We start from the raw sequence: 13,777 nt of genomic DNA on the forward strand, positions 1-13,777 counted from the left end.
CAAATGTTTAAGTCATAAATAGAAATTAGTTCAATTTGTTATTGCAATTTGTCATCATTTTTTATTCTTTTTCCGCCAAAAGCTGAAATTGTTCTTGTTCCTGCAATATAACGTCCACCTTGTAAAGTTCCTTTAGGAACAAATATCTCATCACCTGGGTTTAATACAATTTCTTTACCATCAATAATTGCTGTATACTGTCCTGCAACAACAACCGTATATTCATCAAATTCATGCTTATGTTCTTTAGACTCCCTATCTGAATAGCATGTCCAAAAAGCCATTTGACTACCATCCGCACCTTCAAAGTAATATCCATCAATATCTTCTGTATTTTGCTGATTGCTACTAATATGATTCTTTTTATTTTTCATAAACTCTGGAAAATCTTTCAACTTAATCGCCTCCATAAAATTTTGTTTAAATTTCTTTAAAATATTATACACTCCCCCCGTATCTATTCATATAATTACTCTACACCTTCTTTATCATCAAACACACAGTAAAAGGTAAGTGTTCATATATTTTTGTTTCTTTTTCGGTAAATCCATATTCTATATACCATTTTTTTAAAACTTTATTTTCATCTATTATTCCTATTGATATTTCTTTTCCTTTTCTTTTATTTACTTCATAAAAAGCAAAATCTAATAAACTTTTCCCTATGCCAAGATGTCTTTTTTCAGGTAATACAGCTAATCTCTCAATATAATAGATTTCTTTATTACTGCTTGACCTCTGAATTCCTACACATCCAACAGCATCATTATTTTCATATTTTATATATAATTCCATTCCCTTTTCTATTGATTTCTGTAAATTTTCATATGTTATAAATGCAGGGTTTGTAGGTGCATTATTTACAGTTAATCCAAAGTCATCTGCTACAGTTATAAATGAATTTCTTATTATTTCTTGGCATTTTATAATTTCCACATCATTTTCTACTTTCTTTATCACGTTAATCCCCCTTAAATACTTTTCTAACTAAAATTATTACAATATATTATTGCTCCATTTTATTTTGTTCGGTCATTGAAACACCATCAAATCCCCATCCATCTGGGTTCAATTCATCAATAATGAAATAATTTGTTACTGCACTACTGCCTAATACTTTAATTATTAATTCTTTAGTAGCTTTCATCATTCTATCAATTTCATCTGGATTAGTAGTTCCCTTTGATACTTTTATATTAACAAAAGTAACTATATTATTTTCTGAATCATTATCATCTAATGTAACTCCACCTATAGCCCATTGAGACGCTTCAAGTTCATCAACAGTTATTACAGTTAGTTCTCTTTCTCTCCCCATAATATTAACAATCAAATCAGTTAACCCCTTAATCAACTCTTTTCTCTTCTCTAAAGTCACTTGATTTTTTACTATTTTCAAATTTACAAATGGCATTATAATTCTCCTCTCTATTCAAAACATATTTTTAATATTAATATCGTATTCCATTCTCTTAGCTGTGTAATTTGCGACTTCTTCCCCTAACAGCTTTTTGATAATATAAAAAGACATATTAATTCCAGAAGATATGCCACCAGAAGTAATAATAGGTGTTTCATCAACAAACTTAACATTGCGTTGTACATCAATTGTAGTATATTCTTTTTCTAATCTATCAATATCCATCCAATGTGTTGTAGCTTGTTTTCCGTCTAATAGACCTGCTTTAGCCAATAAAAATGTACCAGTACATACAGAAGCCATTATATCTACATCATTAATATTATCTTTAATCCAGTTTATAATCCTTGGATTGTGAATTTCAATTTCTTCTGCTCCATATCCACCAGGTATAATTATAATATCGAATTTTGGAGCGTCATTAAAATCATAATCAGGCTTAATTTTCAAACCATTACGGGCATTTATTAGCTTCTTAGATTGAGCAACTGTATGCACTTTAAATGGTTTCTCTTTACATCCAATATATGTAGTAATTGAAAACACTTCAAATGGGCCTGCAAAATCCAATACCTCAACCTCATTAAAGAGCAAAATACCAACTTCTTTTTGTTCTAACAATTTCCTTTCCTCCAAATATATCATCTATTTCTTTATTATTAATAATGGTAATTCAATATAATTTCTTTATTCCTTTTAAATGTTGAATATGTATTCCCATATGTCCTATACCAAGAATAATAGTTGAAACAATCAATAAGACAACCTTTCCGTAGATACCTAATAACAAAAAGGCTGTAACAGGTAAACTTGCAAGTGGTACTGGTATATAACAAAAACTACTATAAAAATTTTCTTCTGTATGTTTATTACGAAAATACCTAATCCAACAAACTTCATATATTAACATGAGCAAAAATGATACTATGAGCCACAAACTCCATATTGATAATTGCTGTATATTAAAATCACTAAAAATTAATGCACTACATGTACAAAATATTTGCCCTGCACGCTCAGATAATAACAATATCTTATTTTCTTTAATATCATTTGAGTCTACTGGTTGGTTCTTACTCCAAATAATATTAGGAATAAATAACATTAATAAATATATTAATCCTACATATGAAAACCCTAAATGCCAAAACATATTGTAATATACCTCCCCAGAACTAACTAATTGTCCATTCAATTAGTCAATTATAATAATTCTTTCTTCATACATACGCTATTTGTATTTCCTATATATGGCTCGTAATTTTCTATTATTTGATACCCAGTATTTTTATACAAATTAATAGCTTCATATTGTTTTATTCCTCGCTTTCATAAGAGTTTATAGTAATTCCTTAAATATTCACCATCTATTGTTATAATATACATTCACATAACATACATGTTCACGACATTGTTACCAGTTGATTTCCAAACCCACTCCAACTTCTTTTACTGGCAAAACTTTATGAATTTCAGCTCTAACAACAAATGAAGTACAATGGCACGGATATAACTCTTTTATGTTATTCCGCTTTAGATAATCTATAGTTTTATATACTTGTTCATTTACTTCAAATAAATGAAATCCTCCTATAATTCCTAACACTCTATTATCATTACAGACTTGCTTTGCATATTCCACAATATTGCAAATCCCACTATGAGAACATCACGCAATAATATAAATACCATTTTTACTTTTATACACGAGTGCTGTATCATCCATTACATAATCATCTACTAACGTTTTACCTTCCACCTGTTTTCCTATAGCTTTCCTATTTTCAAAATCATTAATTTTAGGTATTTCATCCAAGAATATTAAATTTTCACTAACCTTTTTAAGTTCTTTTGATAGAATTAGATTACATTTTTCTTTTAATTCATCTTGTAAAATAGGCGAACAAATTTTCAAGTTACCCATTACCTTTTCTTTAAATGAATCTTGGTTAGCAATAATAGAAATATTACTGTTGCTATTCTGTTCAAAATAATATTTTAATCCTCGCGTATGGTCATCATGCCCATGTGAAATAACTATAGTATTTATATGTTTTAAATCCACACCTAACGCATTGGCATTTTTAATAAATAAATCTGAATATCCAACGTCTAATAATAGTCAAACCTCTCCATCTTCAATATAATATGAAACAGAAGGTTCACCATAATAATATTGGTCAATATATGTATTATTGTCTACTAAAACTTTTAGCTTTATATTCTCGCCTCCCCTTAATTTAATTAATATAAAAATTATATCACTATTTTTATATCACTTATACTAATTGTAAATAAATCTATAATTTTATATTACAGAATTTAATTTTTACTTTCTACTTACTTTCTTTTTTTCATCATGCTTTATTAGAATTTTAATAAATCTTGCTGAAAAATACACATAAGAAATAAATTCCATTAACCCTTTAATAACCTCAATATTTAAGTTTACTTCTATTATCACTTGTCCCTTCCGACTTATATCCTTAACGATTTTTCTAAGAAATCGTCCTAACTATGTACTCACCAAACAAACATCACTCAAAATCTTCCCTCTCCCCCGTCAATTTCCGTCACACTCTTTAGAATTTTTCTCGCAAAAATCATGGTATTAAATATCTCTTTCTTCGCCAACCTTTATTCGGAAAACCACAAAACTTTGACGAATTCGGATTAATAACTTCCACTTTTCATTCTCCCTAATTGCTCTCACTTAACTCTGAATATGACCGCCAATGGCGTAGCGGAGACCTCCCTTTCTATCTCTATAATATCTTCCTCATTCCTTGATATATCTCAAATTAACGTTCTCCTTGATCCTATCTTTCTTCTCCTTTAATCCTAATTATCTGCATGAAAAAAGAGCCGAGATTTTGCTCTCAGCTCTGGGTTTTTGTTTGAATTTTGGATTGGGTGAAATTCCGACCAGGATGGCTATTTCGTCATGGTTTGGTTGGAATTCTCATGGATTGGTTGGTTTATTCAAGAATTTACTATTTCTCCGCCATTAACATGAATAACCTGACCTGTAATATATGATGCGCATTTAGATGCTAAAAATACGTATGCCCCCGCACATTCAACAGGCTGCCCTGCCCTGCCAAGTGGAGTATCTGAACCAAATTTAGTGACTTTATTTTCATCAAAGCTTGCAGGTATTAATGGAGTCCAAATAGGACCTGGAGCTACAGCATTTATTCTAATCCCAGTTTTTCCTTTTGCTAACGCAGTTGATAAAGATCTAGTAAATGCAACTATAGCACCTTTTGTCATAGAATAATCTATTAATGTCTCATTTCCTTTATAAGCAGTAACTGAAGCTGTGTTTATTATACATCCCTCAGCTTTTAAATGTTTTAGTGCAGCTCTTGTCATATAAAAAGTTCCATATACATTAGTTTTGAAAGTTCTATCAAAATTTTCATTTGTTAATTGTTTAAAATCTGTGCATTCAAACTGAACAGCTGCATTATTAACAAGTATATCTAATTTTCCATATTCATTAATTACTTTATCTAAGACACTATCACAAAAACTTGAATCTCCAATATCGCCATTTATTAATGTACATTTTCTCTCTAATCCATCAATAATTTTTTTAGTATTTTCTGCATCTTTAGTTTCATTATAATAAACAATAACTACATCTGCTCCCTGATATGCATAAGCAATAGCTACAGCTTTACCTATACCACTGTCTCCACCTGTAATTATCGCCACTTTATTTTCTAGTAAATTACCTTTTTTATTATAATTCGGTTCATCAAAAATTGGAGCCGGATTCATTTCGTATTCTATTCCTGGTTGCTCACTTTGTTTTTGTTTTGGAAAGGATGTTGGAAAGTTCATTATGTGTCCTCCTTATATTTTCGTTTTTATATAAGGTAGTTTTTCCTACACAAAAATAATTATTACAATTTCCCACTCTAATTACATCCATATTATAAGCTATTATCTCACTATAAATAAAAGTTACCTATCTTTAACTAAGAAACTTATCCTAACAATATACAAATCTTCTATTTGATAACAACTCCAAGAAGCCGCGCTAAATCTAAAGCCTGCATAGGTGATACAATAGCTCCTTTTAATTCTGTTCCAGTTAATATTACTTGTGATATATCACTATCGCTAAAATCTATTGTTTTTAAAGGTGTATTAGTAAACTCTGAATTGCTTATGTCGCAGCCTTTAAATCCAACATTTTTTAGATCACATCCTAAAAAAATGCTTCCTTGTATATTGCATTGTTTAAAATTCACATTTTTCATTTTAGAATATCCAAAGTTTAAATATCGCCCTAATGTTTCTTCAAAAAGAACATTTTGAAGATTTCCTTCACTAAAGTTAGTTCCGATAAGTTTACATGCTTTAAATTCTACTCTATGGATGCTTCCTTCAGAAAAATCTAAATTTGATAAATCACAATTTTCAAATACCACATCCAAAAAATCCACATTCTTAAAGCTGCATTCATTAAATGTAACATTTACAAAGTGACATTCTCTAATTTCTATTTTTTCCTCATTTATACAATCTAAATTAATATTTTGAATTAATGTATTTGCTAAATATCTTTCATTTATTAATTCATGATTAATATTATCATTTTGTAATAGCTTTCCTAACTTAGGCCTTAATATCTTACTCAATTCTACCATTTTTCTTCCTCTTAAATAAAAATAATGTTTTATAAATTATAACTTAAATAATATTATATCAGAAATTTTATATAATAGCTTAAATTATAACTGAAATAGCATTAATACAAATATAAATTAACGCTATCTACTCTACACCATTATTATTAAAATTTATAAAACGGAAGCTCGTATTTTTTTATCTCCTAAAAGCTTTCTGTTTGTAATTTTCCCACATCCATTTTAAGATACTATTTAATTTATCTACATATCCTTGAAGATACTTATTATAATGTATTCTTACTGTTTCCTCATCTATATATGGTTCTAATGTGTTATATGAATATGATAATTCTATCTTGCCATATTTCATATATCCCTTCGAATTTATTATTGATTTCTATGTCATATTTTCAAATATTTTAGGTACATTCAACATTCCATATCCCCAATATGGATTAGGTATAAGATCCCCGCTTCTTGCAATTCCACCCTTTGCAAGGTATGCTTTGAGAGTTTCAGCATACATATATGGATTATTGCCTTTGATTATTCCCCACTGAAATAACATAGCACAGACTCCACTTGCCACAGCAGCTGATACACTTGTACCATTAACAACTGCTGTTTTGTTGCCTGGCGCCACTGTCAATGCATTTACTCCTCCTGCGGCCAAATCTATTTTATCAACATATGATTCTAAAAACGCCATACCGGAATAATCAACAAGATTGTTATTATTTTGATTATATGCCGCTATGGTTACAATACGATCAGAGTTAGATGGATTGGTTATTGTTCCAAAAGGGTCTGAAAAACTAAATCTCGTATCCCCAACAGTTAATCCTGCTTGAGGAAGCCATGCGTTATATCTTCCTGTAGTAATATAATTTGCATATAATCTGAGTCTCCATATTCCTGGCTGCAGATTATAAAACCTAAGACGTATTAACTCATCGCCTGTAGTTTCCTCCGGAAAATAATAATTAACTTTAAGTGAGGTCTTCTCAAATATGAATGTATGATTTATTGTAAAGTTTATTATAATTGCCATCACTCCCGTGCTCTCTCCTGACGGTGATACAACTTCTAGAGAAAATGAGTTAGGAACATCTGACCAAATTTCCAATCCCCATAAGTTTTTTTGTTCCGGTGCAGCTGTAAATTCTATGATACTGGCTTCCTGAAGTTGAACTCCAGCTACCTGGGTTGACACACCAGAAGCATATCCACCCTTATCTCTCTGATTGCCCGTTCCTGAAACTACCGCTACTCCATTACTAGTTGAAATTCTATCTATAAATTGTGATAGAACTCCTCCACCCTTATGATTGCCCAGTGAACTTCCAATTGGTAAATATATAACCATCGGCTTCCTGCTAGTTAATGCATACTCATATAGGTATTCTATTGCTGCAAAAATAACAGTTAAATTATATACTGGAACTGTTGTTTCTGAAAATTGCACTTCGTATGAAAAATCTCTAATTAATTTTACCACTACAAAATCGCATTCAAAGGCAACTCCCTTTAAATCAGTTGTTTTTCCTGTAGCTCCAATAATGCCTGCCATATTAGTTCCATGGCCAATTCCATCTTGAGTTTCAACTATATCATATGGGGAATTTCCTTCCCTACTCGCTTTTATAGCATCATTTATTTTATTTTTATTATACACAGTTCCAAATGGCACATTATCAGAATTATTAAAATCAGTTGTAATACTAGTTTGATCCCAAATATTTTCAATTCTCGTCATCCCATTATTGTCCATAAACTCCTCATTTAAGTAGTCTATTCCAGAATCAATAATTCCTACATTAACACCTTTTCCTGTTAAATTTAAGGGGGATCCTATTTGAACAAAACTTGCCTGTGATGCTTCTTGAGGTGAAATTTCCTGTAGCGTAAAGAACTCTGCAGGTACAACATATTTAATAGTTTTAAAATACGTCTCTGGGCTCATATTAATTTCTAAATCTTTTATTACGGATACAATTGCATAACTGTCATTGATTATTGACACATAATAATTAGGTCTTGTTGAAATCTCAGCTTCAATATCACCTTGATACTGAACAAGATAATTATCGTAGTTAACATCGTGTAAAATTCTTTCATGCACTAAATTTTTTATCACCTAGCTCACTCCACCTTAAATTTAGGAATTCTTATAAATAACTTCTTAACAAAATATTCTATAAAATTATCATCCATATCTGGATTGATATCTATTCTAAAGCTTCTGCTTATAATATTAAACGTACCTAATAAATCAAAAAATCCATAACCTATTTCTCTATTAGGATATCTATAACTAGGATTGCTTCTATCAGCACCAAGTATAAGATAAGATAAAACTTTTGTAGAAAACATAGTCTTATCATTTCCATTAACAACTCCCCATTGTAAAATGAGTGCACAAGCTCCAGCTATTATTCCTGCAGCTGCTGAACTCCCAGAAAACGTTGTGGTTCCTCCATTAGGTTTTGTTGTTAAAATATTTACCCCCAAGGTTGCTATGTCCGGATTAATATTAACATTTACATTGTATCCTTTTCCAGACGCAGCAACTAAAGCATTATCATTTCCATGATAGGCCACTGTAATTACGCTATCTGCAGTTGCTGGGATTGTCAGTGTGGTAAATGGATCAGACTGAAGAAATCTTGTGTTTTCTGGTAAAGTTTTTTGGGGAGGAAGCCATATATGATATCTCCCATCAGTTATATATTCACCTCTTAATTGAAATGTCCAAATTCCCGCTTTAATATCATTAAAACTAACAGAAATAACTTCATGCCCTGTAAATTGCTCTGGATTAAAATACCTTACTGTCATCTGAGTCCTGAAGAATACAAAATTAATATTCTCTACACCACTTGACTTTGCCTTAATAAAATTCGATGCTTCGCCATTAGGTGAAATCACATTTAAAGATGCTGTATTAGGTTTTAATATTAATATACTCAGAGAAAAAACTTTCATTTCCCTTGGTATTCTAAGCTCTACTGAAGCTATGTTTCCTACTTGCTGAATATTCCCAGATGCGTGTCCATCCGAAGCGCCCTCATTTCCAACACCAGCAACTATAGTTATACCTATATTGGTAGCCACGGATGCCAGATGCCTTGAAATTAAATTGTTACCATCATGATTCCCTTCTGTAGTTCCAACTCCTAAATATAACACCATTGGTCTGTTAGATGTTAATGCATAATTTTTCAAATACTCCACAGCTGCCAAAACTTCTGATGTATTATAGACAGGGGTATATGGAACACCATTAGCTTTTAATTCATTTACAAAATTAGAAGATTCTAAAAGTTTAACAATCACGAACTCACAACCTGTTGCAATTCCTTGAAGTCCACTATTAAAGCCTCTTGCACCTATTATTCCTGCAATTTGGGTTCCGTGCCCATTATCATCTTTTGAAGGTACGATAGCATAGGGATCTTGTTTATTTCTATAAGCTTTAATTGCATTATTAATTTCTTCATTAGAAAATGTCCTGCCAACATATACAGATTTATCAGTTGCATCCTGAATTGTTTGATCCCATATGCTTGCTATTCTCGACGTATCATCTTCCCTAATAAATTCTTCATTTAAGTAATCTATTCCCGTATCAACCATACCTATAAGTACACCCCTGCCATCTAAATTTAAATAAGGATTGATTTTAATAGCATTTATATTATCTACACTCGATGGAGAAATGTCTTGAAGTACAAACCTGCGTCTAAAATCAATATACATAATTGCTGGTACATCTTTTTTCAATCTATCTATATTCTCAGGAGATGTAGATACAATTCCAATAGTATTGGTTATTATATCTCCGCAAGCATATGATACCTTATCTATCTCTTCTTTAAAATTCCCTCTATATTCAACTAAATAATTGGGCGAATCTGTGTAATATAAATTACAATTTTTTGAATAAGGCACATTTAGCTCCTCCATAGTTCTCATATATAATATAATATTTATATATAATGTAGATTATTCATAAAGATGCACTTATAAAAAGCATATCAACCTAGCAGCATAATGCTATTAAATTGATATGCTTTATTATTATCCATTATTCACGCGCTAAACTTTTATAAATTTCTAATCTTTCTTTTGCTTCTCCCTCAGCTTTATCAAATAATTTTTCTGCTTCCTCTGGAAATGCTTTAGCGAGGGATGCATATCTTACTTCTCCCATCAAGAAGTCTTTAAAATCACTCTTTGGATCTTTAGAATCTAATATAAATGGATTACCTGAGTCTTTTAAGGAAGGATTATATCTATACAGATGCCAATATCCACATTCTACTGCTTTTTTCTCCTCAGCTTGAGAATTAGACATTCCTACCTTTATACCATGACTTATACATGTTGAATAAGCAATTACAAGTGATGGACCATCATAAGCTTCGGCTTCTGTTAAAGCTTTAATAGTTTGATTCTTATCTGCTCCCATAGCTATTTGCGCTACATACACGTATCCATAAGTCATTGCCATTCGCCCTAAATCCTTTTTCTTTGTTCTCTTGCCTGATGCAGCAAATTTTGCAATAGCAGCTGTAGGTGTTGATTTTGAAGATTGGCCTCCTGTATTTGAATAAATTTCTGTATCAAATACTAGCACATTAACATTCTCATTACTTGCAAGAACGTGATCAAGACCGCCATATCCAATATCATAAGCCCAGCCATCACCGCCAAATATCCATTGAGATCTCTTAATAAAATACTCTTTATCCTTTAAAATTTCTTTGAAAGTTTCACTATTTTCATTTTCAAGCACCTCGATTAACCTTTTTGCTCTATCTCTGGTTCCATCTCCAACATCTTTATTATCAAGCCACTCTCTAAGTACACCTTTAACATCCTCTGAAATGTCACCTTCAAGCGCATGTTTAACATTATTTGCTATTCTTTCTCTTATGGTTTTAACACCTAAATACATTCCATAACCAAACTCTGCGTTATCTTCAAATAATGAGTTAGCCCACGCAGGACCATGGCCTTCTTGATTGATTGTGTATGCTATTGCCGGTGCGCCTGCTGCCCAAATAGAAGAGCAACCTGTTGCGTTTGCTATCATCATTCTGTCTCCAAACAATTGAGTTACAAGCCTTGCATATGGAGTTTCTCCACATCCTGCACAAGCTCCATTATATTCAAGTAATGGTCTTTCAAATTGACTTCCTTTAAGAGTATACTTATTTAATGGATTTTTAGTATGTACTTCTTCAACCAAGTAATTCCAAACTTCAATTTGCTCATGTTGACTATCCTGAGATTTCATAACCAATGCTTTATCTGGTGCTGGACAAACTTGTGCACAATTACCGCATCCAGTACAATCAAGTGGTGTCACTCCAATTACAAAATATGAATTGCCTTCACCTTTAATTCCTTTTGCGTCTAATATTTTAAGACTTTCGGGTGCCTTATTTTTCTCTTCTTCATTTAATAAAAATGATCTTATTGTCGCATGAGGACATACAAAAGAGCATTGAGTACATTGGATACAATTTTCTGGTATCCATTCTGGAACATTTACGGCTATGCCTCTTTTTTCATAAGCCGTTGTTCCATGCATAAATGTACCATCATGCATTCCAGCTCTTATAAAGGTTGAAACTGGCATTGAATCTCCTTCTAGTCTATTCATTGGTCTTGTAATTTCTTTAATAAACTCTGGAAAATCTTCATCGTGCTCAAGTTTTTCATCAGGAATATTCCCCCAATCAAAAGGAACTCTTATTTTAATAATACCCTTTATTCCTTCATCTATAGCTGCATGGTTCATGTTAACAATCTTTTCACCCTTTTTACCATATGAAGTGACAACAGCTTCTTTTAAATATTTAACAGCATCCTCTACAGGTATTATGTTGGCTATTTTAAAGAAAGCAGCCTGCATTATCATGTTTATCCTTCCACCAAGCCCAACATCCTGTGCAATTTTAACAGCGTTTATTGTATAAAAATCTATGTTATTTTCACATATATATCTTTTTAACACTGCGGGTAATTTTTCATCTAATTCATCTGGTGTCCATATTGTATTTAATATAAACTTTCCATTCTTCTTTAAACCTCTAATTACATGGTATTTATATACATATGACTGATTATGGCATGCAATAAAATCAGGTCTATCAATTAAATAACGGGATTTAATTGGTTTATCACCAAACCTCAAATGCGAAACTGTTATTCCTCCAGATTTTCTTGAATCATAATCAAAATATCCCTGAGCATACATATCTGTATGATCTCCAATAATCTTTATTGCACTCTTATTTGCTCCAACGGTACCATCTGAACCTAATCCCCAGAACTTGCAGGATGTAATTCCATCTGGAGTAGCATCTATATCTTCAAGGGGTCTAAGAGAAGTATTTGTCACATCATCAATTATTCCTATTGTAAAATTATTCTTAGGCTCATCTAATATTAAATTATCAAATACTGAGGCTATATGAGCTGGAGTTGGATCTTTTGATCCAAGGCCAAATCTTCCGCCTACTATAATTGGAGCATTTTCCTTTCCAAAGAAACTTCTTACCACATCTAAATATAAGGGTTCTCCAATTGAGCCTGGTTCCTTTGTTCTATCTAAAACTGCAATTTTTCTTACTGTTTTAGGAATAGCTTTTAAAAGTCTCTCCATAGAAAATGGTCTATAAAGTCTAACCTTTACCAAACCTACTTTTTGCTTGTTAGAGTTTAAAAAATCAACAGTTTCTTCTACAACATCATTTACAGACCCCATTGAAATTATAATTCTATCAGCATCTGGAGCGCCATAATAATCAAAGCAGTGATAAGTTCTGCCTGTTAATTTAGTTATTTGATTCATATAATGTTCAACAACTTCTGGAATATCATCATAATATTGATTAACAGCTTCCCTTGTCTGGAAATAAATATCTGGATTTTGAGCCGTTCCTCTTGTAACCGGATGATCAGGGTTTAAAGCTCTCTTTCTAAATTCGTCAACAGCCTTATAATCTACTAACTTAGCAAGTTCATCATATTCTATAACCTCTATTTTTTGTATTTCATGTGAAGTTCTAAAGCCATCAAAAAAATTCATAAATGGCATTCTTGCTTTTAAAGCTGTTAAATATGAAACTCCGCTTAAATCCATTACTTCCTGAACAGAACCTTCTGAAAGCATTGCAAAACCTGTTTGCCTTGCAGCCATGACATCCTGATGATCTCCAAATATGCTTAAAGATGATGTAGCAATTGCTCTTGCTGCTACATTTATTACACACGGAAGTAATTCTCCAGCTATTTTATACATATTAGGAATCATAAGCAGTAATCCTTGTGATGATGTATATGTAGTTGTTATTGCTCCTGCTTGAAGTGATCCATGCAGCGCACCTGCAGCACCTGCTTCAGACTGCATTTCAATAACCTTCACTGGCTCTCCAAAAATATTCTTTTTACCCTGTGCTGCCCATTCATCTGCATGTTCTGACATTGGTGATGATGGAGTTATTGGAAAAATCACCGCTGCTTCTGCAAAAGCATAAGATATATATGCCGCAGCTGTATTACCATCCATAGTCTTCATTTTTCTCATCGCATTTACCTCGTTTTCATATTATATATTTTATAATTAGGCACATGAAAATAAATAATAGGTCCAAGGTTGCCTTGAATATTTTTCATCAGGCAAGGAGGTAAATTGACCTCA

11 protein-coding genes and 2 pseudogenes are annotated in these 13,777 nt (G+C 31.8%); all 13 read right to left on the reverse strand.

Features of this window, described 5'->3' with window-relative positions; genetic code table 11:
* Positions 1-38: 38 nt before the first annotated feature.
* Positions 39-395 carry a cupin domain-containing protein gene (locus tag CLOBL_RS24470; RefSeq protein WP_077861398.1) on the reverse strand — a complete coding sequence of 119 codons (357 nt, stop codon included), beginning with the start codon at positions 393-395 and terminating at the stop codon, positions 39-41.
* Positions 396-474: 79 nt separating this feature from the next.
* Positions 475-960, reverse strand: coding sequence for a GNAT family N-acetyltransferase (locus CLOBL_RS24475; RefSeq protein ID WP_077861399.1), 486 nt, complete (start codon positions 958-960; stop codon positions 475-477).
* Between the two features lie 46 nt (positions 961-1,006).
* A complete protein-coding gene (locus tag CLOBL_RS24480) occupies positions 1,007-1,414 on the reverse strand; it encodes a tautomerase family protein (RefSeq protein WP_077861400.1) in 408 nt (135 codons plus the stop codon).
* An 18-nt stretch (positions 1,415-1,432) separates the two neighbouring features.
* Positions 1,433-2,041, reverse strand: a complete 609-nt coding sequence (locus CLOBL_RS24485) for a DJ-1/PfpI family protein (protein WP_207652375.1) — start codon at positions 2,039-2,041, stop codon at positions 1,433-1,435.
* A gap of 52 nt (positions 2,042-2,093) precedes the next feature.
* A complete protein-coding gene (locus tag CLOBL_RS27715) occupies positions 2,094-2,573 on the reverse strand; it encodes a hypothetical protein (protein ID WP_143323944.1) in 480 nt (159 codons plus the stop codon).
* Between the two features lie 261 nt (positions 2,574-2,834).
* Positions 2,835-3,641: pseudogene (locus CLOBL_RS24495) on the reverse strand (MBL fold metallo-hydrolase).
* A 108-nt stretch (positions 3,642-3,749) separates the two neighbouring features.
* Positions 3,750-3,884 carry a hypothetical protein gene (locus CLOBL_RS29055; RefSeq protein ID WP_278281359.1) on the reverse strand — a complete coding sequence of 45 codons (135 nt, stop codon included), beginning with the start codon at positions 3,882-3,884 and terminating at the stop codon, positions 3,750-3,752.
* Positions 3,885-4,402: 518 nt separating this feature from the next.
* Entirely contained in the window at positions 4,403-5,269 is an 867-nt protein-coding gene (locus CLOBL_RS24500) for an SDR family oxidoreductase (RefSeq protein ID WP_077861402.1), read from the reverse strand.
* 170 nt (positions 5,270-5,439) lie between these two features.
* Positions 5,440-6,081: a pentapeptide repeat-containing protein gene (locus tag CLOBL_RS24505; protein WP_077861403.1), complete on the reverse strand. Its 642-nt coding sequence runs from the start codon at positions 6,079-6,081 to the stop codon at positions 5,440-5,442.
* 196 nt (positions 6,082-6,277) lie between these two features.
* Positions 6,278-6,433, reverse strand: a pseudogene (locus CLOBL_RS24510) (superoxide dismutase); the annotation flags it as partial.
* 27 nt (positions 6,434-6,460) lie between these two features.
* The gene (locus tag CLOBL_RS24515) at positions 6,461-8,200 is read right to left on the reverse strand and encodes a S8 family peptidase (RefSeq protein WP_077861404.1); all 1,740 of its coding nucleotides are present in this window, start codon (positions 8,198-8,200) and stop codon (positions 6,461-6,463) included.
* Positions 8,201-8,205: 5 nt separating this feature from the next.
* Positions 8,206-10,014: a S8 family peptidase gene (locus tag CLOBL_RS24520; RefSeq protein WP_143323946.1), complete on the reverse strand. Its 1,809-nt coding sequence runs from the start codon at positions 10,012-10,014 to the stop codon at positions 8,206-8,208.
* Between the two features lie 136 nt (positions 10,015-10,150).
* Positions 10,151-13,663, reverse strand: a complete 3,513-nt coding sequence (gene nifJ / locus CLOBL_RS24525; protein ID WP_077861406.1) for a pyruvate:ferredoxin (flavodoxin) oxidoreductase — start codon at positions 13,661-13,663, stop codon at positions 10,151-10,153.
* Positions 13,664-13,777 lie beyond the last annotated feature (114 nt).

Origin of the sequence: Clostridium sp. BL-8 (assembly GCF_002006495.1) — a bacterium.
GTDB lineage: Bacteria > Bacillota > Clostridia > Clostridiales > Clostridiaceae > Clostridium.

Coding starts and splice junctions, on each gene's coding strand:
- CLOBL_RS24500 (WP_077861402.1), bottom strand. CDS start 5,269: ATGAACTTTCCAACATCCTTTCCAAAACAAAAACAAAGTGAGCAACCA.
- CLOBL_RS24505 (WP_077861403.1), bottom strand. CDS start 6,081: ATGGTAGAATTGAGTAAGATATTAAGGCCTAAGTTAGGAAAGCTATTA.
- nifJ (WP_077861406.1), bottom strand. CDS start 13,663: ATGAGAAAAATGAAGACTATGGATGGTAATACAGCTGCGGCATATATA.
- CLOBL_RS27715 (WP_143323944.1), bottom strand. CDS start 2,573: ATGTTTTGGCATTTAGGGTTTTCATATGTAGGATTAATATATTTATTA.
- CLOBL_RS24480 (WP_077861400.1), bottom strand. CDS start 1,414: ATGCCATTTGTAAATTTGAAAATAGTAAAAAATCAAGTGACTTTAGAG.